The following is a 25,693-nucleotide window of genomic DNA, read 5'->3' as shown; positions in this document are numbered from 1 at the left end:
TTCTCGCTGACCACCGAGGGCAGCGCCTACCTGGCCCATGTGCGCGAAGGGCTGGGGGCGCTGCAGCGCTTTCCGGGCGCGACAGCAGCCCCCGGCCGGCGCCGGCTCAAGCTGGCCGTGACGCCGACCTTCGCGCGCATGGGCCAGGTACTCGCTGCCCTCGGTGGTCAGCGAGAAGTCGGCACGGCCGAACAGCCGCACACCCAGGATCTGTTCGAGCTGCTTGACGCGGTGGCTCACCGCACTGGGCGTGACGCACAGCTCGTCGGCCGATTGCGTCACGCTGCGCAGGCGCGCCAGTGCCTCGAAGGTCAGCAGGCACTGGATGGGCGGGATGCGCCTGGCCGCGCTGCTGAGGAACGAAGAGGAAGGGGCGGCCGTGGCCATCGGGCTCCTCAGCGGAAGATGACCGTCTTGTGCCCGTTGAGCAGCACGCGGTGCTCGCTGTGCCACTTCACGGCACGGGCCAGCACCTGGCTTTCGGTGTCGCGGCCGCGGGCCGTGAGGTCTTCCACCGTGTCGGTGTGGTCGGCGCGGGCCACGTCCTGCTCGATAATCGGGCCTTCGTCGAGGTCGGCGGTGACGTAGTGGGCCGTGGCGCCGATGAGCTTCACGCCCCGGTCATGCGCCTGGTAGTAGGGCTTGGCGCCCTTGAAACTGGGCAGGAAGCTGTGGTGGATGTTGATCGCGCGGCCGGCGAGCTTTTTGCACAGGTCGTCCGACAGCACCTGCATGTAGCGCGCCAGCACCACTAGTTCTGCCCCTTCGGCCTCGATGATCTCGTACTGCTTGGCCTCGGCCTGCGCCTTGGTGGCGGCCGTCACCGGGATGTGGTGAAAGGGCACGTTGTAGCTGGCGGCCAGTTGGTAGAAGTCGCGGTGGTTGCTGATGATGGCGCGGATGTCCACGGGCAGCAGGCCGGATTTCCAGCGGAACAGCAGGTCGTTGAGGCAGTGGCCTTCCTTGCTGACCATGAGCACGGTCTTGACGGGCTGGGCCGTGGCGTGCAGGCTCCAGCGCATCTGGTTGGGTTCGGCGAAGGCCGCGAGGCGCTCGCGCAGCGTGGCATGGTCGTGCTGGTCGCAGGCGAACTGCACGCGCATGAAGAACAGGCCGGTGGCGTGGTCGTTGTACTGTGCGGCTTCTTCGATGTTGCCGCCGTGCTCCAGCAGGAAGCCGGAGACAGCGTGCACCAGCCCCAGGCGGTCGGGGCAGGACAGGGTGAGGATGTAGGCTTGGGTCGTCATAGCTGCGCCATTGTCGCAGCAAGGCCCGGGGCAGGTTTGGAAGAAGGATTTCATGCAAGAGTCTGGTGGCCCGCGGTCGTTGGTTCCCTGGTGCGTGGCGGCGCTGTACCTGGTGCTGGGTGTGGTGTGGGTGTTCGTGGGCGATCTGCTGCTGGCCCGCTGGGTCACGGACCCGGGCGAACTGGCCCGCTACCAGACCTGGAAGGGTTGGCTCTACGTGCTGCTGACGGGGGCGCTGGCCTGGTGGCTGGCGCACCGCGCCCACCGGGCCGAGGGCGCGCGCATGCGCATGCACCAGGACCTGGGCGACATCGCCGCCGTACGCACGGCCCTGGCCACCAGCGAGGAGCGCCAGCGCCTGGCCAGCACGGTGGTGGACAACACCGGCGAGGGCGTGGTGGTGACCGATGCGCAGGGCCGCATCCTTTCGGTCAACGCGGCCTTCACGCGCCTGCTGGGCTATACCGAGACGGAGCTGCTGGGCCAGAACCCGCGCGTCTTCAAGTCGGGCCGCCACGACAAGGCCTTCTACGACGCGATGTGGGCGTCCATCCACGGCACCGGCCATTGGCAGGGCGAGATCTGGAACCGGCGCAAGAACGGCGAGGTCTTCCCCGAGCACATGTCGCTGAGCGCCGTGCGCGACCCGGCGGGTACGGTGACGCACTACGTGTGCATGTTCTCCGACATCTCCGCAGAAAAGGCGCAGCAGCAGCGCCTGGAGTTCCTGGCGCACAACGATGCGCTCACGGGGCTGTCCAACCGCCTGCGTTTCGGTGCCGAGCTGTCCGAGGCCGTGGGCGAGGCGCGGCTGAGCGGCGAGCACCTGGCAGTGCTGCTGATCAACCTGGACCGCTTCAAGGACGTGAACGACAGCTATGGCCACGCCACCGGCGACCAGGTGCTGCAGCACATCGCGAAGAAGGTGCAGTCGGCCCTGCGCCCTGGCGACCTGCTGGGGCGCATGGCGGGCGATGAGCTGGCCGTGGTGGCGCGCCACATGCGCAACTCCGAGGGCGCGGCCGCCGTGGCGCGCCAGTTGATCGCCGCCGTGGCCGAACCCTGGCGCTCGCCCGACGGGCTGGAGGTGGTGGCCGGCGCCAGCGTGGGCATCTGCATGTTCCCGACCCACGCGGACACGGTGGAGGGCCTGCAGCAGGGGGCGCATGCGGCCGTCCACGGCGCCAAGGCGCGCGGGCGCGGGGCCTGGTGCTTCTTCCACGAGACCATGACCCAGGCCGCGCGCGAGCGCCTGGCGCTGGAATCGCGCTTGCGCCTGGCACTGGCCCAGGGCCATATGGAGGTGTACTACCAGCCGCAGGTGGACATCGCCAGCGGCCGTATCCTGGGCGCCGAAGCGCTCGTGCGCTGGAACGACCCGGAGGAGGGCTTGATCTCCCCGGCGCGCTTCATCCCCGTGGCCGAGACCTCGGGCGTCATTGGCCCCCTGGGCGAGTGGGTGCTGCGCGAGGTCTGCCGCCAGGGCCAGCAGTGGCGCGAAGCCGGCCTGCCCGAGCTGACGCTGGCCGTCAACGTCTCGCCGCGCCAGTTCCACCTGACCGATGGGGCCGGCTGCACGGCGGCGTCGCTGGCCGATGCAGGCTTTCCGGCCGCGCTGCTGGAGCTGGAGATCACCGAATCGGCCCTGGCCGAGCGCGCCGAAGAGGCCCTGCAGGTGCTGTTGGGCCTGCGCGGCCTGGGTGTGCGCATCGCGGTGGACGATTTCGGCACGGGTTATTCGTCGCTGGCCCAGCTCAAGCGCTTTCCCATCGACGTGCTCAAGATCGACCAGGGTTTCATCCGCGACATTCCGCAAAGCGCCGACGACATGGCCATCAGCGCCGCCATCATCGCCATGGGCCACAGCATGGGCCTGGCGGTGCTGGCCGAAGGGGTGGAGACGCCCGAGCAGCTCGCTTACTTGCGCGAGCGCGGCTGCAACCACTACCAGGGCTACCTGTGCAGCCGGCCGCTGCGGGCGCAGGACTTCGAGGTGCTGCTGAAGAACGCGCAGCCCAGGGGGGCTGAGGGCGGTTGATCCGCGGGCGTCTCAGGGCTTGCGCGGTGCGGCCTTCCACTGCTCGCGCAGCTCGGCGCAGGCATCGCGCGGCGGCAGCGCGGGCGTAGGGGCCAGCAGGTCGGCATCGGCGTGCGTGGCGTCGGCCTCGCCGCCGGCCTGCGCCACCACGACCTGGGCCTTCACGCCGCTGCCCAGGTGCGTGGGTACACCCAGGCTGCGCCAGACATGGCCGGCCCCGGCAATGAGCAGTACCGTCTTGCCGGGCTGCAGGGCGGACGTGGCCACCTGCGCCATGCTGGCGTCGCGTGCGATCTGGATGCGCGCCATGGGCGCGATCTGCGATTCGGGGAGCAGGCCGCAGTGGCCGTCGCGGATCTCCGTGTACTGGCGTTGCAGCGCCGGGGCGGGCAGGTGCGCATCCCACTGCGCCTGGCCCATGGTGGCGCGCATCTGGCTGCGCGGCAGGTTGCCGTCCAGCACCGGCGTCCCCGCGCCCACGGCAGCCATCACCACCGGTCCGTATTTCGCCCAGGGCCATGCCTTGTCCTGCCAGTTCAGGGCGGCCTGGGCCTGGGCCTCGGTGGCATCCGTCGGCAGGCCGGCGGTGCTGCCGCCCTGCTCGGCCATCTCCATCACGACAGCGGCGAGCATGCCGCGCGCAGCCAGCCATTGCACGGCCTCGCGCTGCAGGCGCTGGTGCTCGGCGGCATCGTGCTGCTCGCCCAGCAGCAGCACGTCCGCAGGCAGCACCTGCTGCAGGCGGGCGGGCCAGGCGGGGGCCACTTCGGAAGGCTGGTGCGCGCAGCCGGCGAGCGCCAGCGCTGCTACCAGGGGCAGGGCCCGGCGGGCCAAGGAGATGGCCGAAGATGTAATGATTCTCATATCGCAATGCTAACGGCCCTGAGGGCCGATCTCTTGGAGCAGCCACTGGGGACTGAGGCCACGGTGGCAGTGTGGCTATAGGGCCGATGTATGGTGCTGCCTTCGCCCCGGCCACCCGGTTGCAGCGTGCGGGGAACCCTGTCTTGTTTGATGGAGCGCAAGGACCTTCAGCCATGAAACGCGAAACATCTAGTGCTTTGACCGGCGCCACCTCCATGCAAGCCATCAGCCTCGACGTCCTGCGCGAGAAATACCTCAAGAACGGCGAGACCAGCGCCGACGATCTTTACCGGCGCGTGGCCCGCGCCCTGGCCTCGGTCGAGGCCCCGGCCCTGCGCGACAAGTACGAAGCGCTGTTCCTCGGCAACCTGCAAGCCGGCGCCATCGGTGCCGGGCGCATCATGAGCGCGGCAGGCACCGACATCCAGGCCACGTTGATCAACTGCTTCGTGCAGCCCGTGGGTGACTGCATCCAAGGCGTGGACGAGGGCGGCTACCCGGGCATCTACGAGGCCTTGCGCGAAGCGGCCGAGACCATGCGCCGCGGCGGCGGCGTGGGCTACGACTTCTCGCGCATCCGCCCCAAGGGCGCGCGCGTGGTGGGCACGGCGTCGACGGCCTCAGGGCCGTGCAGCTACATGAACGTGTTCGACCAGTCCTGCTCCACGGTGGAAAGCGCTGGCGCGCGGCGCGGTGCGCAGATGGGCGTGCTGCGCATCGACCACCCCGATGTGCAGGAATTCATCACGGCCAAGCGCACGCCTGGGCGCTGGAACAACTTCAATGTCTCGGTCGGCGTGCCCGACGCCTTCATCCAGGCGGTGGAGAGCGACAGTCCCTGGGAGCTGGTGCACCGGGCCCGCCCCGGCCAGCCGCTGATCGACCAGGGCGCCCACCAGCGTGCGGATGGCCAGTGGGTCTATGCCACGGTGCCGGCGCGCACGCTGTGGGACACCATCATGCAGTCGGCCTACGATTTCGCCGAGCCGGGCATCCTGTTCCTCGACCACATCAACGAGGACAACAACCTGCACTACTGCGAAGACATCGCGGCCACCAACCCCTGCGTGACGGCCGATACCTGGGTGCTGACCGCCGAGGGGCCGCGCCAGGTGGCCGAGCTGGTCGGCCAGCCCTTCCATGCTGTGGTCGACGGGCGCGCCTACCGGGTGGAAAGCCAGGGCTTCTTCCAGACCGGCACGCGCCCTGTGCTGCGCCTGCAGACCCGCGAAGGCCACGCGCTGCGCCTCACGGCCGAGCACCGCGTGCGCCGCGTGGCGCGCAAGACGCGCTACTGCCTGGAGGTCGAGTGGACCGAGGCGGCGCAGCTCTCGCCCGGCGACGAGATCGTGCTGCACGATCACCGGGCCCTGCAGGGCTGGGCCGGCGCCGGCAGCGAGGCCGAGGGCTACCTGCTGGGCCTGCTCATCGGCGACGGCACGCTCAAGGCCGACAAGGTCGTGCTCTCGGTCTGGACCCCCGAGCTCAAGGCCGTGGGGCAGGGCGCGGTGGCCTATGCCGCCACAGGTGCCGCGGGCATCGTGCAGGCAGCCGAGGCTGCCGCAGCTACTCTGGCGCACCGCGCCGATTTAGGCGGCTTCCAGCGGCCCGTGGCGGGTCGGGGCGAGGCGCGCATGGCCAGCGCTGCGCTGCGCGACCTGGCGTTCGGCCTGGGCATGGCACCGGGCCGCCAGACCATCACGCCCGCCATGGAGCGGCAGTCGTCGGACTTCGCACGCGGCCTGCTGCGCGGCCTATTCGATGCCGATGGATCGGTGCAGGACAGCCAGGACAAGGGCGTGAGCGTGAGGCTTGCGCAGAGCGATGAAGCACTGTTGCAGACCGTGCAGCGCATGCTGCTGCGCCTGGGCATGGCCTCCACCCTCCACCGCGACTGGCGCGCTGCGGCCGAGCGCCCCATGCCCGACGGCAAGGGCGGCCTGCGGCTGTATGGCACACGGGCCCAGCACGAGTTGGTGCTCTGCGGCGACAACATCGCCTTGTTCGCCGAAGCCATCGGCTTTGCGGATACGGACAAGGCCCAGCGACTCGACACAACCCTGGCGGGCTACCGCCGCGAGCTGGACCGTGAGCGCTTCACGGCCACCGTGCAGGCGCTGGTGGACGATGGCGTGGAGGATGTCTGCGACGTGACCGTGGCCGACGTGCACGCCTTCGACGCCAACGGCATCGTGGCGCACAACTGCGGCGAGCAGCCGCTGCCCTCCTACGGCTGCTGCGACCTGGGCCCCATCATCCTCACGCGCTTCGTGCGCAACCCCTTCGGCTTTGGCGGGGTGGCTGCGTTCGATTTCGAGGCCTTCGCGCAGACGGTTGCATTGCAGGTGCGGGCACTCGACAACGTGCTCGACGTGACCTTCTGGCCGTTGCCGCAGCAGCGCGACGAGGCCATGGCCAAGCGGCGCATCGGCGTGGGCTTCACGGGCATGGGCAATACGCTGGCCATGCTGTGCCTGCGCTACGACCTGCCCGAGGGGCGCGAGATGGCGGTGCGCATTGCCTCGGCCATGCGCGATGCCGCCTACCTGGCCTCGGTGGACCTGGCGCGCGAGAAGGGTGCGTTTCCGAAGTTCGAGGCCGGGCCCTACTTGTCGGCCGGCACGTTCGCGAGCCGCCTGCCCGAACCGATCCAGGACGCCATTCGCACGCATGGCATCCGCAACAGCCACCTGCTGTCCATCGCGCCCACGGGCACGGTGAGCCTGGCCTTTGCCGACAACGCCTCCAACGGCATCGAGCCGCCGTTCTCATGGACCTACAAGCGCAGGAAGCGCGAGGCCGACGGGAGCACCAGCGAGTACGCGGTGGAAGACCATGCCTGGCGCCTGTACCGCGAGTTGGGCGGCAACGTGCACCAGTTGCCCGAGTACTTCGTCTCGGCCCTGGAGATGCCGGCCGAGGGCCACATCGCGATGATGGAGGCCGTGCAGCCCTGTGTGGACACGGCCATCTCCAAGACCGTGAACATTCCGGCCGACTACCCGTACGAAGGCTTCAAGGACCTGTACCTGCAGGCCTGGCGCGCGCGGCTCAAGGGCCTGGCGACCTACCGGCCCAACACCATCCTGGGATCGGTGCTCGAAACGCACAGCGCCCCGGCGCCTGCGCCCGCCCCGGCGGCACCGCCCGTGGACCCGATGCGCACCGTGATCGAGAGCCGGCCCAAGGGCGGCCTCTCGGCCGTGGCCGAGAAGGTCGAGTACTGGACGCAGGAGGGCCGCAAGACCCTGTACCTGCTGGTCTCCTTCCTGCCCGTGCCCACGGGCGTGGGCAATGCCACGGTGGACCGGGCCATCGAGTTCTTCATGCCCGTGGGGCAGAGCGGTGAGTCGCAGCAGTGGATCACCTCCAGCATGCGCATGCTGTCGCTGGCGGCGCGCGGCGGCTTCCTGGAGCGCGCGCTCAGCGACATGCGCAAGGTGGCCTGGGACCGCGGCCCGGTGCGCCTGGGCACGCACCGCCGGGAAGATGGCACGCAGGTGCCGATGTGGCACGACTCCGAAGTGGCGGCCATGGCCTATGCCATCCAGAACATTCTGGCGCGCCGTGTGGCCGACCCGGTGCAGCAACTGCTGCCGCTGGATGAGCCGGCAGCGCCGCCCGTGGCCGTGCCGCAGGCCATGGCGGGCAAGAAGTGCGTGGAATGCGGAGCGCATGCCGTGATCCGCAAGGATGGCTGCGACTACTGCACGCAGTGCGGGCACACGGGGGCGTGCGGATGACTGCGCGCTGTGCGCCCTGCGCCTGCCGCCTGCCCGGGGAGGGCCGGCCATGACCGTCATCCCCTGGCCGCTGCAGCCTGCCGGCCCGCGCGGACGAGGGGCTGCGGCCGCGCAGCCCGATGCCTCCAGTGCCTGGGCGCTGCTGCGGGCCCGGCGCCATGTGCAGCCCGGGCGGCTGTTTGCGCCAGGGCCCGGCCCGGCGGAGCTGGCGGCCATCCTGGACGCCGCGGCGCACGTGCCCGATCCGGGTCAGGCGCTGCCCTGGCGCCTGGTCCTGGTGCCCGATGCGGCCCGCGCCGCCGTGGCCGGCGTGTGCGCGCAGGCGCTGCCTCCGGCCCCCGGGCAGCCGAACCTTGCGCAGGGCAAGGCCCTGGAGGCCCCCGCCCTGCTGCTCGCCGTGGTGGATGCCGGGCCGGACGAGGCCTGCGGCATGGGCCTGTCCGCGCGCCTGGTGTCGGCGGGCTGCGCGCTGCAGAACATGCTGCTTATGGCGGCGGCCCAGGGCTATGGCACCATGCTCTCGGGTGGCGAGGAACTGCAGGCGCCGCAACTGCGTGCGCTCTTCGGCCTGCGCGACAGCGAGCAGGCGCTGTGTTTCCTGGGCATGGGCACCGTGCAGGCGCGCAAGACGGCGGTGCGCGTGCGGCCCGCGGCGCGCACCTATGTGGGCACGCTCGGGGCGGACGGGCGCGTGCGGCCCCTGGGTCACCATTGAGGCCACCGGCGTGGCCACGCGACCGACCGGCTTGCCCGGGTTCAACACCCCGGCCGTGGGCTTCGAGGAGCCCTTTGCCATGCTGGAGGCCTGCCATGAGCGCGTGCAGCGCACGCTGGACCTGCTGCAGCGCCTGCGCGAGCACGTGAAGAACGTGGGGGCCGACGGGCCGGCCCGCCAGGCCGCGCTGGACGTGCTGCGCTATTTCGATGTGGCCGCGCCGCTGCACCACCAGGACGAGGAGCTGCATGTGTTCCCGCCGCTGCTCGCGCAGGGTCCGGCCGAGACCGCCGCGATGGTGCAGCGCCTGCTGCAGGACCATGCGGCCATGGTGGACGACTGGGCCGTCGCGCGGCAGCCGCTGCTGGCGCTGGCCGAGGGGCGGACCCATGCCTTCGGCCCCCTGGACGATCCGGTGCTGGACCGTTTTGCCCAGCGATATATCCAGCACATCGAGGACGAGGAGGGCATCGCCTACCCGGCGGTGCAGGCGCTGCTTCCTCCAACTGCCCTGGTGCCCATGGGGCGCGAGATGGCGGCTCGGCGCCAGCAGCGGTGAATAGCCGCCTTCAGGCGGCGACGGCAGGCGTGGCCGTGCCGCGCAGTTCGGCGAGCGATGCGCGCTGCGCGCCATCGGCCGTGAAGTTGCCCGGAGACAGCCAGCGCTCGAAGCCGGCCTTGAGTGTGGGCCATTCGCTGTCGACGATGGAGAACCAGGCCGTGTCGCGGTTGCGGCCCTTGTAGACGATGGCCTGGCGGAAGACGCCTTCGAAGCTGAAGCCCAGGCGTGCGGCGGCCTGGCGCGAGGGACCGTTCAAGCTGTCGCACTTCCACTCGTAGCGCCGGTAGCCCAGGTCGGCAAACACGTATTTCATCAACAGGTACTGCGCTTCGGTGGAGATGGGCGTGCGCTTGAGCTGGGGCGAAAACATCACATGCCCGACCTCGACCACACCGTTGGCTGGGTCGATGCGCATCAGCGACAGCGTGCCTACGGCCTTGTCCGTACGCTGGTCGATCACCGCGTAGTGCTGCGGGTCGGTGCTGGCGGCCGCCTGCTCGCAATGGGCGCGGTAGCTGGCCTCATCGGCAAACGGGCCGACCGCCATATAGGTCCAGTCCCGGCCGTCGGAGGCCTTCACATAGGCGGAATGCAACTGGGCTGCATGGCGCGCGGCGTCCAACGGTTCCAGGCGGCAAAAACGCCCTTCGATGGTGTCGCGTGCGGGCCGCTGGCGGGGGCTCCAGCCGGGCAGGGAGGAGCCGACGGGTTGCTGGTGTTCGTTCAGGGTGGATGGCATGGAAAAAGAAGTCATCGGGAGCGAAGCGGTTGGAGCCTGCACGGTAAACTTGTCGTGGCCTTGTGGAAAGTGCCAGGATTTGTTTATTTTCAGGTGCCACGACATGACCCACAGCATGCTCCAGGCCTCCCTTGCCCCACCCTCGGACGGCGTAGCCACCGCCATCGACGCGGTCCCGCGCCTGCTCGGCAGCGCACTCGACCATGGCCCGCAGGCCGCGCCGCTGCGCCGCCAGCTGTTCCAGCGGCTGCGCCAAGCCATCCTGCAGGGGCGGCTTGCAGCGGGCAGCCCGCTGCCGGGCTCGCGGGCACTGGCCGAGGAGCTGGGCATCTCGCGCAACACGGTCACGGCGGCGTACGAGCACCTGCTGGCCGAGGGCTATGTGCAGTCGGACCGACAGGGCACGCGCGTGGCCGCCCTGTCTGCCGCCGCAAGCCCGCAGCCCGCAGTGCCTTTGGCTGTAGTATCCCCCACCGCAGCCATGGCGGCCCGTCTGGAGCGCATCCGTCCGGTGGTGGCACGGCCGGGAGCGGTGCAAGCACTCAGTCCAGGCACGCCTGCGCTGTCCCAGTTTCCAGTCGCCGCCTGGCGCCGCGCCCTGGACCGTGCCGTGCATGAGGGCGGCAGCGGGGCGCTGGGCTATGGCGCCCCCCTGGGAGAAATGACCCTGCGCACCGCCATAGCGCGTCACCTGGCCTTGGCGCGTGGCGTACGTTGCATGCCGCAGCAGGTAGTCGTCACCGAGGGCGCACAGGAGGCCCTGGTGCTGTGCGTGCGGCTGCTCACCAACCCCGGCGACACCGCCTGGGTGGAGGACCCGGGCTACCGGGGCGCCAAGTCGGCCATGCATGCGGGCGACCTGCGGACACTGCCGGTGCGGGTGGATGCGCTGGGCCTGGCTGTGCAGGAGACTGACTGGAGCAAGCGCACGCCGCGCCTGGTCTACACCTCGCCATCGCACCAGTACCCGGGCGGTGCGGTGCTGTCGGTGGCACGGCGCCTGGCGCTGATGGCGCAGGCCCGGCGGCATGGTGCCTGGATCATCGAGGACGACTACGACAGCGAGTTCCGCCACGCGGGCGAGCCCATTGGCGCCATGCAGGGCCTGGTGGACGATGCGCCCGTGCTCTATGTGGGCACGTTCAGCAAGACCATGTTCCCTTCGCTGCGCCTGGGCTTCCTGGTGCTGCCCGCGGCGGTGATGGCCGCCGTGCGCGAGCCGCTGGCCGAGATGCTGCGCGGCGGCCAGCGGCACACCCAGCTGGCGTTGGCGGACTTCATCGACAGCGGCCAGTTCAGCCGCCACCTGGGGCGCATGCGCCGACTGTACCGTGAGCGCCAGCAGCGATTGCGCAGCGCACTGGAGCAGCATCTGCAGGTGCCGCACGCCATCGAAGGCGGGCATTGCGGCATGCACCTCACGGTGCGCCTGCCGCCCGCCTACCCGGACCAGGCCATCGCGGCGGCAGCGCGCGACCACGGCATGGCGCCCTCGGCCCTGTCCGCGTTCGCCATGGCACCGCAGCCCGAGGACAACGGCCTGGTGATGGGCTATGGCAACACGCCCGTGGAGCTGTTCAAGCCCTTGATCGGACGGCTGTCACTGCTGGCAAAAGCCACCTACAGCGGCTGAAGGCCTGCACCAGCCGCGATGCCTGCCATGCCACGGGGCGATTGCCGGGCGCACGGGCATGCCATGCCGACAGGCGATACTCGCGGGTCCCCGCCCATCGTATGCGTACTTATTTCCAATTCGCCACCCGTGTGGTGCTCACTCTGGCCGTGGCCTGGGCCGCGGCGACCGCCTGCGTCGCCCTCAAGACCCCGCTGCCCTGGATGATCGGGCCGTTGCTGGCCACCTCGCTGCTGTCCATCGCCGGCGCACCCACCGAGAGCTGGGGGCCGCTGCGCAATGGGGGGCAGTGGACCATCGGCGCGGCCCTGGGCCTGTATTTCACGCCCCAGGTCATGGTGCTGGTGGCCAGCCTGTGGTGGGCCATTGCGCTGGGCATTGTCTGGGCGCTGGTGCTGGGCTGGCTCTTCGGAGCCTGGCTGTACCGCGTGCATGCGCCGCGCATGCACGGCGTGCCCGCCAGCATGATGCGCGCCACCAGCTATTTCTCGGGCGCCATCGGCGCGGCATCGGAGATGACCCTGCTGGCCGAGCGCGAGAACGCGCGCACCGACCTCGTGGCCGCCAGCCACAGCCTGCGCCTTCTGATCGTGACCATCACCATCCCGTTCGCGCTGCAGTACAGCGGCTTGCACGGCATCGATACCCTGCCCCCCGCCACGCGCGTGGTGGACTGGCCGGGCCTGGCGCTCATGGCCGTGCTTACCGGGGCAGGGGCGCTGGCGATGGACAAACTGGGCCGTGCCAACCCCTGGTTCATGGGTGCGCTGGTGGTGTCCATGGGCTTCGCCATGGCGGGCATCAGCTTCTCTGCCGTGCCGCAGTGGCTGTCCAACGCGGCGCAACTGGTCATCGGGGTCAGCCTGGGCGTGCGCTTCAGGGCCGACTTCCTGCGCACGGCACCGCGCTGGCTGGCCAGCGTGGCGCTGGGCACCTTCGGGCTCATGGGCATCTGCGCGCTGTTCGCGGGCCTGCTGGCCTGGGGCACGGGCCTGCCCTGGGTCACGCTGCTGCTGGGCACCTCGCCGGGAGGCATCACCGAGATGGCGATCACCGCCAAGGTGCTGCAGCTGGGCGTGCCCGTGGTCACGGCCTTCCAGGTCTGCCGGCTGATTGCCGTGCTGATCCTGGTGGAACCGCTGTTCCGGCGGATCTACCCCGCAAGGTGATCCGCCACCGGCCGCAGGTCAGTGGACCACGACCGGGTTCTGCGCCAGGCCCGCATAGCGGTCCAGGGCGTCTTCCACCTCTTCCTGCGTGGGGGTGTCGCGCTGCCAGGCCAGGATCTGCTGCTGGAACATCTCTGCCCACGAGCCATCCAGGTAGACCTCCTTGCCCGAGCGCTTGTCCACGATCTCGAAGCCGTGGCGTGCGAGCTGGGGCTTGGGCGGTGCCGTGTCGTTGAGTGCCTGGGCGGCAGACTCCCTTGCGTCGGGCAGCATATGGACCACCACAAAGGATTCGGAGTCGTAGAGCATGTGCATCGTGTTCCCTTTGTCGATTTGAATGTCAGATGACAGCGGGTCGGCAGAGTTCAAGGCTTGTGGGCTGGCTCTGCGTGGTAACAGTATTTCACGAATTGTGCGCATCGGCGGCGCCACAGGGGTATTTCACCGGCGGTGGAAAGAACACAACACCTGTCGGCACGCTCTCCTACAACGCATCCGCCGACCAGGCGGTGCACGTCGGCGCCTGGGCCCACGCAGGGTCAGGGTTTGTCGCTACCGCGCAGCAGCAGGTCGGCGAAGTCGCCGTTGGACTGGGTGAGCTTGATGCGCACGGGCAGGTAGTTGAGGCCGGGCGCCAGCCACAGCTCGGCTTTCTGGTCGTAGTCGCGCCGCGGCAGGCGCAGCAGCTTCAGGGTGGGCATGGCGCCCACGGGCAGGTTCAGCGTCTCGGGGGCTTCGACGCTGAAGGTCCAGCGGTCGGCATTGCGCGCGCTCACGGTGGTCAGCGTGATCTGCGTGCCCGGCGTGTAGCGGGCCGGGTCGGCCGACAGCATGGCCGCCAGCTGGATGAACATGCTCAGCCGGTCTTGCGCGCCGGGGCCGATGGCGGCCTGTGGCGTGTTGGCGCTGAAGGTCACGCGGCCCTGCGCATAGTCGAAATGCGCGGCCTGCTCGCTGCGCGAGCGGTCCCCGAAGCGCTCGGGTTGCAGCCCCTGGGCGCTCACCAGGCCGGTACTGCGCTGGCTGCGCGAACCGATGAGAAAGGCGCTCACTTCCTGGCGCGCCTCGTAGCGGCTGCCATCGTGCTGCCAAAGCAGCTCGGCCCGCGCCGTGTAGTCGAACTTCTTGGCCTGGCCCTTGACCTCGTAGGTCAGGCGCACGGGGGCCGGGATCTGCACCGGCGGCGCGGCGGCGCTGGCCTGCTGGCCGGTGCCGCTGCCGGGCGGGGCGATGTCGATGCCGGCGGCTGTGGGGTTCACCACCTCCGCCGGGGTGGATGCAGGAGCGGCCGGTGCGGATGCGGCCGCCACGGCAGCGGAGGCTGCGGGTTCAGGTGGTGCCGTGGTTTCGGCCACTGCGGGCGCAACTGCTGCTTCCGTGGCCGGCTCGGGGGGCGCCACGGGCTCCGGCGATGCCGTTGGCAGCTCGGCGGGCGGGGGCGCTTCGGCAACCGGCAGGGGGCGTGGCGTTCTCTTGCGTGGCACAGGTGCCGGCGCAGCGGGCGGCGGGGCCGGGGTGGCCGCTGGTGGTGGCAAGGGGGCGACCACGGGTGCGGGTGCCGCTGCAATGGTGCGCGTGCTGAATACCTGGCCTGTAGGGGCAGCCGGGCTGTCCCACACCAGGGGCACACCGCGCAGCAGCAGCCAGTGCAGCGCCAGCACCAGCGCGGTCAGGGCGATCAGCGCGCGCCGGGGCATCAGCGGGGCTGCCCTGCGGTCATGCGCAGCCTGCGCCCAGGTCGCGTGACAGCTGGGCCGCGGCGGCGCGCAGCGGGGCATCGATGGCGCCGCCCCATTCGGGGTCGAAGGTGGCGACGGAGCCCAGCGTGGTGATGCCCAACTCCAGATGGCCATCGGCATCGAACACCGGCGCGCAGAAGGCCACGATGCCGGGCAGCAGCGTGTCCACCACGCGCGCCACGCCGCGCTCGCGCACCTCGGCCAGCAGGGCCTGCACCTCGGCCATGGTGGTGGGCAGGTCGGCGCGCCGGTTCTTGGCGGCGCGCGCCATTTCTTCCTTGAGCAGGGGCGCCACGAGGTCGGGCGCCATGTAGGCGGCAAAGCAGCGGCCCGTGGCCGAGGACAGCAGTGGCATCACATCGCCCAGGCGCAGATTGGCCGTGACGGCCTGGGAGGACTCTTCCCAGTGCACGATGGTCGGCCCATGGTTGCCCCAGACGGCCAGCGCCAGCGTGTGGTGTATGTGTTCCATCAGCGCGGGCATGCGCTCGCGCGCCAGGCGCACCGCGTCGAGCCGGGCCAGCGACGCCAGCCCGAGCTTGAGCGCTGCGGGCCCCAGGTCGTAGCGTGCGGTGCGGCTGTCCTGCGTGACCAGTTCCAGGCGCTGGAAGCTCACGAGGTAACGGTGGGCCTTGGCAGCGCTCATGCCGGCCGATGCGGCCAGGTCCTTGAGCATCAGCGGTCCGCGGGCGCGCGTGAGGCCCTCCAGCAGCGCAAAACCGACCTCCACGGACTGGATACCTGCACGTTCTTTGTCCATGTGCACTAAAATTCTCTGGTTTTGTTTAGTTAAATCAATTTACCCAAGCGTAATTCATGTCCGGCGTGTACCGTAGCGTCGGCAGCACCGCTGTTCCAGAGACCCGAGGCTCCAAACCATGAAACTTGCTACCTACAAAGACGGCTCGCGCGACGGCCAACGGGTCGTCGTCTCGCGTGACCTGGGCACGGCCCATTATGCGACCGGCATCGCCAGCAAGCTGCAGCAGGTGCTGGACGACTGGGGCTTCCTGTCGCCCCAGCTGCAGGACCTGTACGACCAGCTCAACGCCGGCCGCGCGCGCCATGCCTTCCCGTTCGACCCGGCCCAGTGCATGGCCCCGTTGCCACGGGCCTACCAGTGGGCCGATGGCTCGGCCTACCTCAACCACGTGGAGCTGGTGCGCAAGGCGCGCAATGCCGAGGTGCCCGAGAGCTTCTACTCCGACCCGCTGATGTACCAGGGCGGCAGCGACGACTTCATCGGCCCCTGCGATGACGTGGTGGTGCCCAGCGAAGCCATGGGCATCGACTTCGAGGCCGAGATCGCCGTCATCACCGGCGACGTGAAGATGGGCGCCACGCCCGAGCAGGCGCTGGACGGCATCCGCCTGGTCACCATCGTGAACGACGTGAGCCTGCGCAACCTGATCCCGGCCGAGCTGGCCAAGGGCTTCGGCTTCTTCCAGAGCAAGCCGGCCACCGCCTTCGGCCCCGTGGCCGTGACGCTCGACGAACTGGGCGACGCCTGGAACCACGGCCGCCTGGACCTGGTGGTGCAGTCCACCTGGAACGGCCGCAAGGTCGGCATGTGCGATGCCGGCCCCGAGATGACTTTTCACTTCGGCCAGCTCATCGCCCATGTGGCCAAAACGCGCAACGTGCGCGCCGGCTCCATCATCGGTAGCGGCACCGTGAGCAACAAGGGCGTGGAGCAGAACGGCCGCACCGAGTGGCCCAAGGGCTACAGCTGCATCGCCGAAAAGCGCTGCATCGAGACCATCCAGGACGGCAAGCCCAGCACCGAGTTCATGAAGTTCGGCGACACCATCCGCATCGAGGTCAAGGGCAAGGACGGCGCGAGCATTTTCGGCGCCATCGACCAGGCCATCGTGGAGCCGAGCTGATGCTCTTGCGCCTGCGCGGCCTGGGGCGACCGCTGCGCGCAGGCTTGGCGGGCTTGGCGCTTGCCGTCCCGGCGCTGGCTGCGCACGCACAGGGCAAGGCAGACACCGGCCCCGTCTGCCCGCCCGCCGCCACCCCCATCGGCCCTGCCGATGCCGAGGCGGCCCGCCGTGACGACCGCGACCGCGGCCTGCTCTGGCGCATCGAGAAGGACGGCCGTACCAGCTGGCTCTACGGCACCATCCACGCGGCCGAGCGCGGCTGGGTGCTGCCCGGCCCCGCGGTGCGCGAAGCCCTGCGCCGGGCCGACCGCATTGCGCTGGAAGTCGACCTGATGGACCCGGCGGTCGCCGGCGCACTGGCCACTGCCGTGCTGCCGGCCCCGAACGCCCCGCCGCTGCCCGAGGCGCTGGCCCGGCGTCTGCGGGCACAGCGCGAGGCCCTGTGCGCCGATGCCACCCTGGTGCGCCTGCGGCCCGAGATCCAGCTGGTATCGCTGGTCGGCCTGGCTGCGCGCAGCGTGGGCATCGACCCGGCCTATGGCATCGACCTGTTCCTGGCGGGCCTGGCACGCGCCATGGACAAGAAGGTCGTCTCGCTGGAGTCTGCCGAGGCGCAGATCGCGCTGCTGGTGTCGGACGACCCCGCCAAGGTCGCCCGCACGCTGGAAGAGGGCCTGCGCCAGCTCGAAGGCGGCCAGGCCCGCAAGATCATCGCCACGCTCACGCGCGCCTGGGCCGAGGGCCAGCTCGACACCCTGCGCGACTATGGCAACTGGTGCGACTGCCTCAAGACCGCCGAAGACCGCGCTGATTACGCGCGCATCGTCGAAGGGCGCAACCCGGCCCTGGCCGATGGCATCGCCGCCCAGCACGCGGCCGGCCACGCGGTGTTCGCTGCCGTGGGCGTGCTGCACATGGTGGGCGCCGAGGGCCTGCCCGCCTTGATGGCTGCCAAGGGCTTTCGCGTCACGCGCGTGCCGCACGCGCCGCCAAGTGTGCGCCAGGGCCCGCCGGCCAAGGTCCCGCGCTGACCCTGGTTCCATTCGAATTTTTTCATCATCACGGAAACAACCACCATGACCTTGCAACGCCGTACCGTTCTTTCCGCCCTGGCCGCTGCCGGCGCGTCCGCCGCCGCCCCCTGGGCGCAGGCCCAGTCCGCCTGGCCCGACCAGCCGTTGCGCTGGGTCGTTCCCTACCCGGCCGGCGGCGGCACCGACGTGCTGGCGCGCACCGTGGCCGAGGCCATGCGCCAGACCCTGGGCCAGCAGATCGTGGTGGACAACCGCCCTGGCGCGGCCACCAACATCGGCGCGCAGATGGTGGCCACGGCCAAACCGGACGGCAACACCTTCATGTCGGCCGACAACGCCGTGCTGGCCTTCAACGAGCACCTGTTCACCAAGCTCCCCTTCAACCCCGAGAAGGACTTTACCTACGTGGGTGGCATCAGCCGCTTTCCGCTGGCGCTGGTGGTGCACCCGTCCTTCGAGGCCAAGACGCTCAAGGAATTCCTGGCCTACGCGCGCGCCAACCCCGGCAAGCTCAACTACGCCTCGCCGGGCAACGGCTCGCCGCACCACTTGGCGATGGAGATGTTCAAGAACCGCACCAAGACCTTCCTCACGCACATCCCCTACCGGGGAGCGGCCCCCGCGCTGCAGGACGTGATGGGCGGCCAAGTGCCGTGCATGTTCCTGGACCTGGCCGCCGGCCTGCCCGTCATCACCAGCGGCAAGGTGCGCGCCCTGGCCATCGGCTCGGCCAAGCGCGTCTCGGCACTGCCCGACGTGCCCACCCTGGCCGAGGCCGGCGTGCCCAACACCGAGGTCTATGCCTTCCAGGGCATCCTCGGTCCCGCCGGCCTGCCTGCCGCCATCACCGCGCGTCTGAACGGCGACCTCAACAAGGCGCTGGCCAACCCCGCGGTGCTCAAGCGCATGACCGATTTCGGCATGGAGCCGCTGCCCGGCACGCCCGAGCAGTTCCGCGCCATGGCTCGCGCCGAGTCCAAGCGTTGGGGCGAGATCATCAAGGCGGCAGGCGTAAAACTCGACTGACCGGTTTCCACAGGGGCTCTCTGCCCCGAGTCCCCAAGGGTTGCCATCGCCGGGCGCAGCGGCGATAGTGGCCCTTTTTTCATGGCGCCCGCCTGTTGCACCCATGCCCGAAGAAGTCGTCTGCGCCCGCATCCAGCTGGAACCCGGCTCCCTGCCCCGGGTGCGCGAATGGGCGGAGCACCTGCGCACCCACGGGGAGGAAGCCCTGGCCACCCTGGCCGCCGAGGGGGTGGCGGTGGAGTCGGTTTTTCTCGACTCCGGCGCCGAGGGGGACTATCTCGTCTACTACATGCGTTCGCGCTCGCAGGCGGCGGCCCAGGCTGTTGCCGAGCGCTCCACCGCCGCCATCGATGCCTACCACCGTGCATTCAAGCGCGAGACCTGGAAGGCCGTGCGGCTGCTGGACCTGCTGGTAGACCTTTCGCGCACCGATTCCGAAAAATAAGGGATTACCCTGGAGTGCTCGGTGTCGATCTGGGCCATGGTCGCACGTCGTAGTCCACAGAGGGCCGTCCTCTGCTTCTTCACAGGCATTCCACCATGAGCACTGCTACCACCACCGGCACCGTCCGCCTCCACCGCGTCATCCGTTCCACGCCCGACCGCATCTACCGCGCTTTCCTCACGCCGCAGGCCCTGGTCAAGTGGCTGCCGCCGCACGGCTTCACGGCCGAGGTGCACGCGCTCGATGCCCGTGTGGGCGGCGCATACCGCATGTCCTTCACCAACCACGGAGCGGGTGGCAGCCATTCGTTCGGCGGCACCTACCTGGAACTGGTGCCGGGCGAGCGCCTGCGCTACAACGCCCGCTTCGACGATGCCAACCTGCCCGGCGAGATGACCACCACGGTCACGCTGACCCCGGTGTCCTGCGGCACCGAGATGAGCGTGGTGCAGGAAGGCATCCCCGCCGTGATCCCTGCGGAGTCGTGCTACCTGGGCTGGCAGGAGTCGTTGACGCTGCTGCTCCAGTTGGTTGAGCCCGACATCCCGGCTGGGTACTGAGCAGCCGCTGGCCTGCCGTCCAGGCGGGCGGCGGGCTTTTGACATACTTGCGCTTTGCGCGGCCCGTGATGGGGCATGCGTCCCAAGGAGCCAACCCATGTCCCTCGAAATCTGGTTCGCCTTCGTCGCCGCCTGTGCGGTGTTGCTCATCATTCCCTGTCCCACCATCCTCACGGTGATCAGCTATTCCATGGCCCACGGACGCCGCGCCAACGTGCCGCTGGTCGCGGCCGTGGCGCTCGGTGACTCGACGGCGCTCGCCGTGTCAGGGGGCTCGCTGCTGGGCGCGGCCGGTGTCTGGGCCTTGGTGGCCCGTCGCCCGGTGTGACGGGAGGAACTGCGCCGTTGCCTGGCGCATCCGAGTTCCGGTTTGAACTGGTGCGCGTGCAGGACCTGCCGATGCTGCATGGCTGGCTGCTGCGGCCCCATGTCGCGCAGTGGTGGGGTCCGGCGGAGTCCATGGACCAACTGCATGCAGACTATGTGGCTGACCAGCGTTCCCCGGGTGCTACGCTGGCCTACATCGCCTCGTTCGACGGGGCGCCCGTCGGCTTCATCCAGTCCTATGTGGCCATGGGTTCGGGCGATGGCTGGTGGGAAGACGTCACTGACCCTGGCGTGCGCGGCATCGACCAGTTCCTGGCCCACGGAGAACAATTGAACCGGGGCATAGGCCGTGCCATGGTGCGCGCCTTCACCGCGCAACTGCTGGCCGACACGGTTGTGACCCTGGTACAAACGGATCCGAGCCCGGACAATGCGCGTGCCATCCGCTGCTACGTCCATGCAGGCTTTCGGCCGGTGGGGGAAATCAGGACGCCGGATGGACTGGCGTTGTTGATGCACCGCACGCGGTAGCGGCAAGCCGCCCGTGGTAGGGCCCCAAATGGCTGCGCAAAGACACTGGCCCCGGCAGGGTCGTACCTGCCGGTTTCTAGACGACCGGTCTAATGGGCGCAGAATAGAGCCGTGACCAGCGACCAAGCATCCACCCGCACCCACATCCTGCAATGTGGCGAGCGCCTCATTGCCACCAAGGGCTTTGTGGGCGTAGGGCTGGCCGAGATCCTGGCGGCGGCCGGCGTGCCCAAGGGCTCTTTCTACCATTACTTCAGCTCCAAGGAGCGCTTTGGCGAGGCCCTGCTGGCCAGCTACCTGGAAGGCTACCTGGCGCACCTGGAGCAGATGCTGGCAGCCGATGGCCAGCCTGCCCGCGCACGGCTGATGCGCTACTGGCAGCACTGGAATGTGTCCCAGTGCGGGGCGGACGGTCCGGCCTGCGATGCCGGTGCGGGTCAGGGCAGCAAATGCCTGGTGGTCAAGCTCAGCGCCGAGGTGGCTGACATGTCGGACACCATGCGCGTCGCCTTGCGCGACGGGACCACGCAGATCGTGGCGCGGCTCGCACGCTGCCTGCGCGAGGCGGTTCAGGACGGCTCGGTGCCGGCCGCCACCGACCCTGAGGCCCTGGCGCTCACGCTCTACGAGATGTTGCTGGGTGACAGCCTGATGGCAAAGTTGCGGCGCGATGGCTCGTCGTTCGCGCATGCGCTGCAGGCCACGAAAGCTTTGCTGGGCGGGGCAGATGCCGGGCCAGGCGCTGAATCGGAATCCGCCACGCCGAAGGCCCCGCGTGCACAGAAAAGCCAGGGGGCTTCGCGCGCCGCCACGGGCAAAGGCAAGGCGTCCCGCCAGCCTGCCTGAACGCGGATATTTCCAGTCCCAGCCCCGCCCCTTTGCCAAACTAGCCGACCGGTCTACTTCAAACCCAGTCCTCTCCTTTTTTCACCACCACCCCACGGAACCCCATGCTCAACTTCGACTTCCACAACCCTACCCATATCGCTTTCGGCGAAGGCCGCATTGCCGACCTCGCCACCCTGGTGCCTGCGGCGGCCAAGGTGCTCATCCTGGTGGGCGGCGCCAGCGCCGAGAAGACCGGCACGCTGGCCGAGGTGCGCGCGGCGCTGGGTACGCGCCAGCACGCGACCTTCAGCGGTATCGAACCCAACCCGAGCTACGAGACCTCGATGCAGGCCGTGGCGCAGATCCGCGAGGGGGGCTTCGACTTCCTGCTCGCCGTGGGCGGTGGCTCGGTGATCGACGCGGTGAAGTTCATCGCCGCTGCCGTGCAATTCGAGGGCGGCGACCCCTGGGCCATCCTGGAAGAGCATGGCCGCAACGTCACCGGGGCGATGCCCTTCGGCTCGGTGCTCACGCTGCCCGCCACGGGCTCGGAGATGAACAACGGCGGCGTCATCACGCACCGCGCCAAGGGCGCCAAATTGGCCTTCGGCAGCCAGCACACCTACCCGGTGTTCTCGGTGCTCGACCCGACCAAGACCTACACCCTGCCGCCGCAGCAGCTGGCCAACGGTGTGGTCGATGCCTTCGTGCACACGGTGGAGCAGTACCTGACCTACCCGGTGGACGGCGCGGTGCAGGACCGGTTCGCCGAAGGCATTTTGCAGACGCTGATCGAGGTGGGCCCGCGCATTCTGGCCGCACCCGAGCCGGTGTATGCCGACCGCGCCAACCTGATGTGGACGGCCACCCTGGCGCTCAATGGCCTGATCGGTGCCGGCGTGCCGCAGGACTGGGCCACGCACATGATCGGCCACGAACTGACCGCCCTGCACGGCATCGACCATGCGCGCACGCTGGCCGTGGTACTGCCCTCGCTGCTCCATGCCCAGCGCAAGACCAAGGCCGCCAAGATGCTGCAGTACGGCGAGCGGGTCTGGGGCATCCGCAGCGGCACCGACGACGAGCGCATCGACGCCACGATCGCAGCCACGCGCGATTTCTTCGAGCGCATGGGCATCCCCACGCGGCTGTCGGCCTATGGCGTGGGCGCGGACAGCGTGCCCAAGCTGGTGGCGCAGCTCGAAGCGCACGGCATGGACACGCTGGGCGAACACCGCGACGTGACGCTGGCGGTAAGCCGCCGCGTGCTCGAAGCGGCTCTCTGAGCACTCCTTTCCATTTCCTTCACCCACCCCTGAAAGCCACACCATGACGAAAAAGATCCTGATGGTCCTGACCTCGCACGACCAATTGGGCGATACCGGCAAGAAGACGGGCTTCTGGCTCGAAGAGTTTGCCGCGCCGTACTACGTGTTCAAGGACGCGGGCGTGCAGATCACGCTGGCCTCACCCAAGGGCGGCCAGCCGCCGCTGGACCCCAAGAGCGACGACCCCGGCGCGCAGACCGATGCCACGCGCCGCTTCAAGGCCGATGCCGACGCGCAGCAGGTGCTGGCGAACACCTTGGTGCTGGCCAGCGTGCGCCCTGGGGACTTCGACGCCGTGTTCTACCCCGGCGGCCACGGCCCGCTGTGGGACCTGGCCGAGGATGCCCAGTCGATCGCACTCATCGAGAAGACCTTTGCGGCCGGCAAGCCCCTGGCCCTGGTCTGCCATGCCCCCGGCGTGCTGCGCCACGCCAAGGCACCGGACGGCAAGCACCTGGTCGACGGAAAGAAGGTCACCGGCTTCACCAACTCCGAGGAAGAAGCCGTGCAACTGACCAAGGTGGTCCCCTTCCTGGTGGAAGACATGCTCCAGGCTGCAGGCGGCCACTACTCCAAGGGGGCCGACTGGGCGCCCTATGTGCTGACCGATGGCAACCTGATCACCGGGCAGAACCCGGCCTCGTCGGAGCAGGGCGCGCACGCCGTGCTCCAGCAGCTGGGCTGAAGCCAGGAGCCGGGGCTTGGCCCCGGCGTGTTCAGTGCGGCAGGATCCCGGGCAGCAGCGGCCGGTCCAGCCGCTGGCGCCACCACTTGAGCGCCTCGCCCATGTGCTCGGGCTTCCAGGCCAGCCAGAAGGTTTCGTCGGCTCGGGGCTCCTGCACCACCAGCTCGACCAGGATGCCGGTCTCCAGCTCGTGGCGCACACAGGCGCGCGGCACGAAGCCATGGCCCAGGCCCGCGCACTGGCAGGCGATCTTGGCCTGCATCGAGGGCACGGTGATGCGCCGCTGCCCCGCCAGCAGGCCCACCGTGCGGTCCGACAGCGAGCGTGCGCCATCGCCCACCACCACGGCCGTGTGCTCAAGCAGATCGTTCCGCGCCAGGGGGCGCTTGAGTTGCGCCAGCGGGTGCGTGGCCGTCACGCAGAAGGCGAATTCCAGGCTGCCCACGGCCACCGCCTTGTAGCCGCCGCCGGCCGGACCCTCGCCCGCCGCCACGATGATGTCGGCCCGGCCTTCGCGCAGGGCCTCCCAGGTTCCGGTGAGGGCCTCGCAGCCAATGCGCAGGCGCGTGCCGCAGTGCAGGTCCTCGAAGGCGCAGATGTCGTCGTTGAAGGCGCTGGTGGGGATCAGCGAGTCGTGCACCAGGCGCAGCTCCGACTCGAAGCCCGTGGCGATCTGGCGCATGCGCGATTCCAGATGGCCGGCGGCTACCAGCAGCCAGCGCCCTTCCTTGAGCATCTCCTGCCCCGCAGGCGTGAGGGTCACGCGCGGCCCGTTGCGCGTGAACAGGGAAAAGCCCAGCTGCTCCTCCAGCTTGCCCACGGCGTAGGAAATGGTGGAGGGCACCTTGTGCAGTTGTTCGGACGCGCCGGCAAAGGAGCCATGCCGCGCAATGGCGTCCACGAGTTCGATGGCTTCCAGGGTCAGTTTGAGCATGGCGGATGGTGTGGAATCTTCATCATCGAAATTATCGATCATGAAGCGCTTGATGTTTCAACCTAGGGCCCCCTCCGTGGCGAGATACTTTCTTCACCAGAGCACTGCGGCTCTCTGACAACTGCCGGATGGCAGACCAGGAACTCAGTGTGAACCATATCGAATCTGAAGAAAGGACACCACCATGCTCGACATCCGCAAAGCACACCAACGCGGCAATGCCAACCACGGCTGGCTGCACTCGCGCCACACCTTCTCGTTCGGCCACTACCGTGACCTCAAGCAGCAAGGCTTCTCGGACCTGCTGGTGATCAACGACGACCGCGTGGCCCCCGCAAAAGGCTTCGGCACCCACGGCCACCGCGACATGGAAATCTTCTCCTACGTGCTCGAAGGCGCGCTGGAACACAAGGACTCCATGGGCACGGGCTCGGTCATCCGCCCCGGCGATGTGCAGATGATGAGCGCCGGCACCGGCGTGGAGCACAGCGAGTTCAACCACTCGAGCGACGAGCCCGTGCACTTCCTGCAGATCTGGCTCGTGCCCGGTGTGCGCGGTGCCGCCCCGCGTTACCAGCAAGTGCACTTCAGCGAGGCCGACAAGCGCGGCCGCCTGCGCCAGATCATCTCGCCCGAAGGCACGGACGGCTCCCTGGCTGTGCACCAGGACGCCCGGGTCTACGCCGGCCTGTTCGATGGCGACGAATCCGCCACGCTGGACGTGGGCCCCGACCGCCATGTGTATGTGCATGTGGCCCGCGGCAGCCTCACGGTCAATGGCGAGCGCCTGTCCGAAGGCGACGGTGCCCGCATCCGCGAACCCGAGGCACTGCGCTTTGCCGATGGCGAGCAGGCCGAGGTGCTGGTGTTCGACCTGCGCCCCAACGAACTGCCCTCGATGCCCCGCTGAATTCCTGCTTTCCCCCAACCATTCTTTCCCAACGTTCCAAGGAGATTCCCATGACGCCTATCGCCAAGCCCACCGCCGGTTCCACGCTGCTGACCCCGAGCGACCACACCCTGGTGATGATCGACTTCCAGTCGCAGATGGCCTTTGCCACGCACTCCATCGACGCCATCACGCTGCGCTCCAACGCCGGCCTGGTGGCCAGCGCGGCGGCGGGGTTCAAGGTGCCGACCATCCTCACCACCGTAGCCGAGAAGAGCTTCTCGGGCCCCATGTTCGAGGAAGTTACGGCGCCGTTCCCCGGCCAGGCCCTGCTGGACCGCACCTCCATGAACACCTGGGAGGACGCGGCCGTGATCGAGCGCATCAACGCCATCGGCAAGCCGCGCATCGTGCTGGCCGGTCTGTGGACCAGCGTGTGCATCGTGGGGCCAGCGCTGTCGGCACTGGACCAGGGCTTCGAGGTCTATGTGATCGCCGACGCCAGCGGCGACATCTCCACCGAGGCCCACAACCGCGCCATGGAGCGCATGGTGCAGGCCGGCGCACGGCCCATCACCGCGCTGCAGTACCTGCTGGAGCTGCAGCGCGACTGGGCACGTGGCGAGACCTATGACATGACGACGGGCATCGCCAAGAAGTTCGGTGGCGGTTACGGCCTTGGCATCACCTACGCCAAGTCGATGTTCAACGCCCACGAAGGCTGACGGCAGGGGCTTTGGCCCCTTCTTTTGATCGCCACGACCCGGCAGG

At 69.2% G+C, this 25,693-nt stretch carries 22 protein-coding genes and 4 pseudogenes; 18 read left to right on the top strand and 8 right to left on the bottom strand.

Going from position 1 to position 25,693, the window contains the following annotated elements:
• Positions 1–29: 29 nt before the first annotated feature.
• Both ACK59X_RS21210 and purU read right to left on the bottom strand, forming a co-directional pair.
• A pseudogene (locus tag ACK59X_RS21210) lies at positions 30–387 on the bottom strand (LysR family transcriptional regulator); the annotation flags it as partial.
• 8 nt (positions 388–395) lie between these two features.
• Positions 396–1,247, bottom strand: a complete 852-nt coding sequence (purU, locus tag ACK59X_RS21205; RefSeq protein ID WP_409960356.1) for a formyltetrahydrofolate deformylase — start codon at positions 1,245–1,247, stop codon at positions 396–398.
• A 52-nt stretch (positions 1,248–1,299) separates the two neighbouring features.
• Here purU and ACK59X_RS21200 point away from each other — a divergent pair, with 52 nt between their 5' ends.
• Positions 1,300–3,285, top strand: a complete 1,986-nt coding sequence (locus ACK59X_RS21200; RefSeq protein ID WP_409960355.1) for a putative bifunctional diguanylate cyclase/phosphodiesterase — start codon at positions 1,300–1,302, stop codon at positions 3,283–3,285.
• A 12-nt stretch (positions 3,286–3,297) separates the two neighbouring features.
• On the opposite strand, the gene ACK59X_RS21195 is transcribed toward ACK59X_RS21200, so the two are convergent.
• Positions 3,298–4,149 (bottom strand): ChaN family lipoprotein, encoded by an 852-nt coding sequence (locus ACK59X_RS21195; RefSeq protein WP_409960354.1) that lies wholly within the window; start codon positions 4,147–4,149, stop codon positions 3,298–3,300.
• Between the two features lie 173 nt (positions 4,150–4,322).
• On the opposite strand from ACK59X_RS21195, the gene ACK59X_RS21190 reads away from it, so the two are divergent.
• The 3 genes from ACK59X_RS21190 to ACK59X_RS21180 are packed head-to-tail and all read left to right on the top strand — an operon-like array spanning position 4,323 to position 9,166.
• Positions 4,323–7,892 carry an LAGLIDADG family homing endonuclease gene (locus ACK59X_RS21190; RefSeq protein ID WP_409960353.1) on the top strand — a complete coding sequence of 1,190 codons (3,570 nt, stop codon included), beginning with the start codon at positions 4,323–4,325 and terminating at the stop codon, positions 7,890–7,892.
• A 49-nt stretch (positions 7,893–7,941) separates the two neighbouring features.
• A complete protein-coding gene (locus ACK59X_RS21185; protein WP_409960352.1) occupies positions 7,942–8,607 on the top strand; it encodes a nitroreductase family protein in 666 nt (221 codons plus the stop codon).
• A complete protein-coding gene (locus ACK59X_RS21180; protein WP_409960365.1) occupies positions 8,603–9,166 on the top strand; it encodes a hemerythrin domain-containing protein in 564 nt (187 codons plus the stop codon). Before ACK59X_RS21185 ends, ACK59X_RS21180 begins: the two co-directional genes overlap by 5 nt.
• Before the next feature lie 40 nt (positions 9,167–9,206).
• Here the strand turns inward: ACK59X_RS21180 and ACK59X_RS21175 are convergent.
• Positions 9,207–9,908: pseudogene (locus ACK59X_RS21175) on the bottom strand (GNAT family N-acetyltransferase); the annotation flags it as partial.
• A 115-nt stretch (positions 9,909–10,023) separates the two neighbouring features.
• Here ACK59X_RS21175 and ACK59X_RS21170 point away from each other — a divergent pair.
• Together ACK59X_RS21170 and ACK59X_RS21165 are read left to right on the top strand one after the other, a co-directional pair.
• The gene (locus ACK59X_RS21170; RefSeq protein WP_409960364.1) at positions 10,024–11,541 is read left to right on the top strand and encodes a PLP-dependent aminotransferase family protein; all 1,518 of its coding nucleotides are present in this window, start codon (positions 10,024–10,026) and stop codon (positions 11,539–11,541) included.
• Between the two features lie 101 nt (positions 11,542–11,642).
• The gene (locus ACK59X_RS21165; RefSeq protein WP_409960351.1) at positions 11,643–12,710 is read left to right on the top strand and encodes an AbrB family transcriptional regulator; all 1,068 of its coding nucleotides are present in this window, start codon (positions 11,643–11,645) and stop codon (positions 12,708–12,710) included.
• Positions 12,711–12,728: 18 nt separating this feature from the next.
• Here ACK59X_RS21165 and ACK59X_RS21160 read toward each other — a convergent pair whose 3' ends face one another.
• The 3 genes from ACK59X_RS21160 to ACK59X_RS21150 all read right to left on the bottom strand — a co-directional run bounded on the left by ACK59X_RS21160 (position 12,729) and on the right by ACK59X_RS21150 (position 15,209).
• Complete coding sequence (locus ACK59X_RS21160; RefSeq protein WP_409960350.1) at positions 12,729–13,025, bottom strand: DUF3567 domain-containing protein; 297 nt, start codon at positions 13,023–13,025, stop codon at positions 12,729–12,731.
• Between the two features lie 224 nt (positions 13,026–13,249).
• Positions 13,250–14,407: a DUF3108 domain-containing protein gene (locus ACK59X_RS21155; protein WP_409960349.1), complete on the bottom strand. Its 1,158-nt coding sequence runs from the start codon at positions 14,405–14,407 to the stop codon at positions 13,250–13,252.
• A 19-nt stretch (positions 14,408–14,426) separates the two neighbouring features.
• Positions 14,427–15,209, bottom strand: coding sequence for an IclR family transcriptional regulator (locus ACK59X_RS21150; RefSeq protein WP_409960348.1), 783 nt, complete (start codon positions 15,207–15,209; stop codon positions 14,427–14,429).
• Positions 15,210–15,327: 118 nt separating this feature from the next.
• On the opposite strand from ACK59X_RS21150, the gene ACK59X_RS21145 reads away from it, so the two are divergent.
• The 10 genes and pseudogenes from ACK59X_RS21145 to ACK59X_RS21100 all read left to right on the top strand — a co-directional run bounded on the left by ACK59X_RS21145 (position 15,328) and on the right by ACK59X_RS21100 (position 23,099).
• Positions 15,328–16,335, top strand: a complete 1,008-nt coding sequence (locus ACK59X_RS21145) for a fumarylacetoacetate hydrolase family protein (RefSeq protein ID WP_409960347.1) — start codon at positions 15,328–15,330, stop codon at positions 16,333–16,335.
• A complete protein-coding gene (locus ACK59X_RS21140) occupies positions 16,335–17,366 on the top strand; it encodes a TraB/GumN family protein (protein WP_409960346.1) in 1,032 nt (343 codons plus the stop codon). The genes ACK59X_RS21145 and ACK59X_RS21140 overlap by 1 nt, the downstream gene beginning before the upstream one ends.
• A gap of 51 nt (positions 17,367–17,417) precedes the next feature.
• On the top strand, positions 17,418–18,395 hold the full coding sequence (locus tag ACK59X_RS21135) for a Bug family tripartite tricarboxylate transporter substrate binding protein (protein ID WP_409960363.1): 978 nt from the start codon (positions 17,418–17,420) through the stop codon (positions 18,393–18,395).
• A 103-nt stretch (positions 18,396–18,498) separates the two neighbouring features.
• Positions 18,499–18,840: a DUF6176 family protein gene (locus tag ACK59X_RS21130; protein WP_409960345.1), complete on the top strand. Its 342-nt coding sequence runs from the start codon at positions 18,499–18,501 to the stop codon at positions 18,838–18,840.
• Between the two features lie 95 nt (positions 18,841–18,935).
• Complete coding sequence (locus ACK59X_RS21125; RefSeq protein ID WP_409960344.1) at positions 18,936–19,400, top strand: SRPBCC family protein; 465 nt, start codon at positions 18,936–18,938, stop codon at positions 19,398–19,400.
• Between the two features lie 97 nt (positions 19,401–19,497).
• Positions 19,498–19,716: pseudogene (locus ACK59X_RS21120) on the top strand (LysE family translocator); the annotation flags it as partial.
• A gap of 83 nt (positions 19,717–19,799) precedes the next feature.
• On the top strand, positions 19,800–20,258 hold the full coding sequence (locus ACK59X_RS21115) for a GNAT family N-acetyltransferase (RefSeq protein WP_409960362.1): 459 nt from the start codon (positions 19,800–19,802) through the stop codon (positions 20,256–20,258).
• A 111-nt stretch (positions 20,259–20,369) separates the two neighbouring features.
• A pseudogene (locus ACK59X_RS21110) lies at positions 20,370–20,978 on the top strand (TetR/AcrR family transcriptional regulator); the annotation flags it as partial.
• Positions 20,979–21,208: 230 nt separating this feature from the next.
• A complete protein-coding gene (locus ACK59X_RS21105; protein ID WP_409960343.1) occupies positions 21,209–22,372 on the top strand; it encodes an iron-containing alcohol dehydrogenase in 1,164 nt (387 codons plus the stop codon).
• A gap of 43 nt (positions 22,373–22,415) precedes the next feature.
• Positions 22,416–23,099 carry a type 1 glutamine amidotransferase domain-containing protein gene (locus ACK59X_RS21100; protein WP_409960342.1) on the top strand — a complete coding sequence of 228 codons (684 nt, stop codon included), beginning with the start codon at positions 22,416–22,418 and terminating at the stop codon, positions 23,097–23,099.
• 31 nt (positions 23,100–23,130) lie between these two features.
• Here the strand turns inward: ACK59X_RS21100 and ACK59X_RS21095 are convergent, their stop codons facing one another.
• Positions 23,131–24,033, bottom strand: coding sequence for a LysR family transcriptional regulator (locus tag ACK59X_RS21095; RefSeq protein ID WP_409960341.1), 903 nt, complete (start codon positions 24,031–24,033; stop codon positions 23,131–23,133).
• A 184-nt stretch (positions 24,034–24,217) separates the two neighbouring features.
• Here ACK59X_RS21095 and ACK59X_RS21090 point away from each other — a divergent pair, with 184 nt between their 5' ends.
• Together ACK59X_RS21090 and ACK59X_RS21085 are read left to right on the top strand one after the other, a co-directional pair.
• A complete protein-coding gene (locus ACK59X_RS21090) occupies positions 24,218–24,943 on the top strand; it encodes a pirin family protein (RefSeq protein ID WP_409960340.1) in 726 nt (241 codons plus the stop codon).
• A gap of 50 nt (positions 24,944–24,993) precedes the next feature.
• The gene (locus tag ACK59X_RS21085) at positions 24,994–25,647 is read left to right on the top strand and encodes a hydrolase (protein WP_409960339.1); all 654 of its coding nucleotides are present in this window, start codon (positions 24,994–24,996) and stop codon (positions 25,645–25,647) included.
• Positions 25,648–25,693 lie beyond the last annotated feature (46 nt).

It is taken from the genome of Acidovorax sp. (assembly GCF_046339755.1).
Lineage (GTDB): Bacteria > Pseudomonadota > Gammaproteobacteria > Burkholderiales > Burkholderiaceae_C > Acidovorax.
This window is presented reverse-complemented; position numbering and strand designations above follow the sequence as displayed.

Excerpts from the sequence above, each read along its gene's own strand:
- purU (WP_409960356.1), bottom strand. The coding sequence starts at position 1,247 with ATGACGACCCAAGCCTACATCCTCACCCTGTCCTGCCCCGACCGCCTG.
- ACK59X_RS21200 (WP_409960355.1), top strand. The coding sequence starts at position 1,300 with ATGCAAGAGTCTGGTGGCCCGCGGTCGTTGGTTCCCTGGTGCGTGGCG.
- ACK59X_RS21195 (WP_409960354.1), bottom strand. The coding sequence starts at position 4,149 with ATGAGAATCATTACATCTTCGGCCATCTCCTTGGCCCGCCGGGCCCTG.
- ACK59X_RS21190 (WP_409960353.1), top strand. The coding sequence starts at position 4,323 with ATGAAACGCGAAACATCTAGTGCTTTGACCGGCGCCACCTCCATGCAA.
- ACK59X_RS21185 (WP_409960352.1), top strand. The coding sequence starts at position 7,942 with ATGACCGTCATCCCCTGGCCGCTGCAGCCTGCCGGCCCGCGCGGACGA.
- ACK59X_RS21170 (WP_409960364.1), top strand. The coding sequence starts at position 10,024 with ATGCTCCAGGCCTCCCTTGCCCCACCCTCGGACGGCGTAGCCACCGCC.
- ACK59X_RS21165 (WP_409960351.1), top strand. The coding sequence starts at position 11,643 with ATGCGTACTTATTTCCAATTCGCCACCCGTGTGGTGCTCACTCTGGCC.
- ACK59X_RS21160 (WP_409960350.1), bottom strand. The coding sequence starts at position 13,025 with ATGCACATGCTCTACGACTCCGAATCCTTTGTGGTGGTCCATATGCTG.
- ACK59X_RS21155 (WP_409960349.1), bottom strand. The coding sequence starts at position 14,407 with ATGCCCCGGCGCGCGCTGATCGCCCTGACCGCGCTGGTGCTGGCGCTG.
- ACK59X_RS21150 (WP_409960348.1), bottom strand. The coding sequence starts at position 15,209 with ATGGACAAAGAACGTGCAGGTATCCAGTCCGTGGAGGTCGGTTTTGCG.
- ACK59X_RS21145 (WP_409960347.1), top strand. The coding sequence starts at position 15,328 with ATGAAACTTGCTACCTACAAAGACGGCTCGCGCGACGGCCAACGGGTC.
- ACK59X_RS21140 (WP_409960346.1), top strand. The coding sequence starts at position 16,335 with ATGCTCTTGCGCCTGCGCGGCCTGGGGCGACCGCTGCGCGCAGGCTTG.
- ACK59X_RS21130 (WP_409960345.1), top strand. The coding sequence starts at position 18,499 with ATGCCCGAAGAAGTCGTCTGCGCCCGCATCCAGCTGGAACCCGGCTCC.
- ACK59X_RS21125 (WP_409960344.1), top strand. The coding sequence starts at position 18,936 with ATGAGCACTGCTACCACCACCGGCACCGTCCGCCTCCACCGCGTCATC.
- ACK59X_RS21115 (WP_409960362.1), top strand. The coding sequence starts at position 19,800 with ATGCTGCATGGCTGGCTGCTGCGGCCCCATGTCGCGCAGTGGTGGGGT.
- ACK59X_RS21105 (WP_409960343.1), top strand. The coding sequence starts at position 21,209 with ATGCTCAACTTCGACTTCCACAACCCTACCCATATCGCTTTCGGCGAA.
- ACK59X_RS21100 (WP_409960342.1), top strand. The coding sequence starts at position 22,416 with ATGACGAAAAAGATCCTGATGGTCCTGACCTCGCACGACCAATTGGGC.
- ACK59X_RS21095 (WP_409960341.1), bottom strand. The coding sequence starts at position 24,033 with ATGCTCAAACTGACCCTGGAAGCCATCGAACTCGTGGACGCCATTGCG.
- ACK59X_RS21090 (WP_409960340.1), top strand. The coding sequence starts at position 24,218 with ATGCTCGACATCCGCAAAGCACACCAACGCGGCAATGCCAACCACGGC.
- ACK59X_RS21085 (WP_409960339.1), top strand. The coding sequence starts at position 24,994 with ATGACGCCTATCGCCAAGCCCACCGCCGGTTCCACGCTGCTGACCCCG.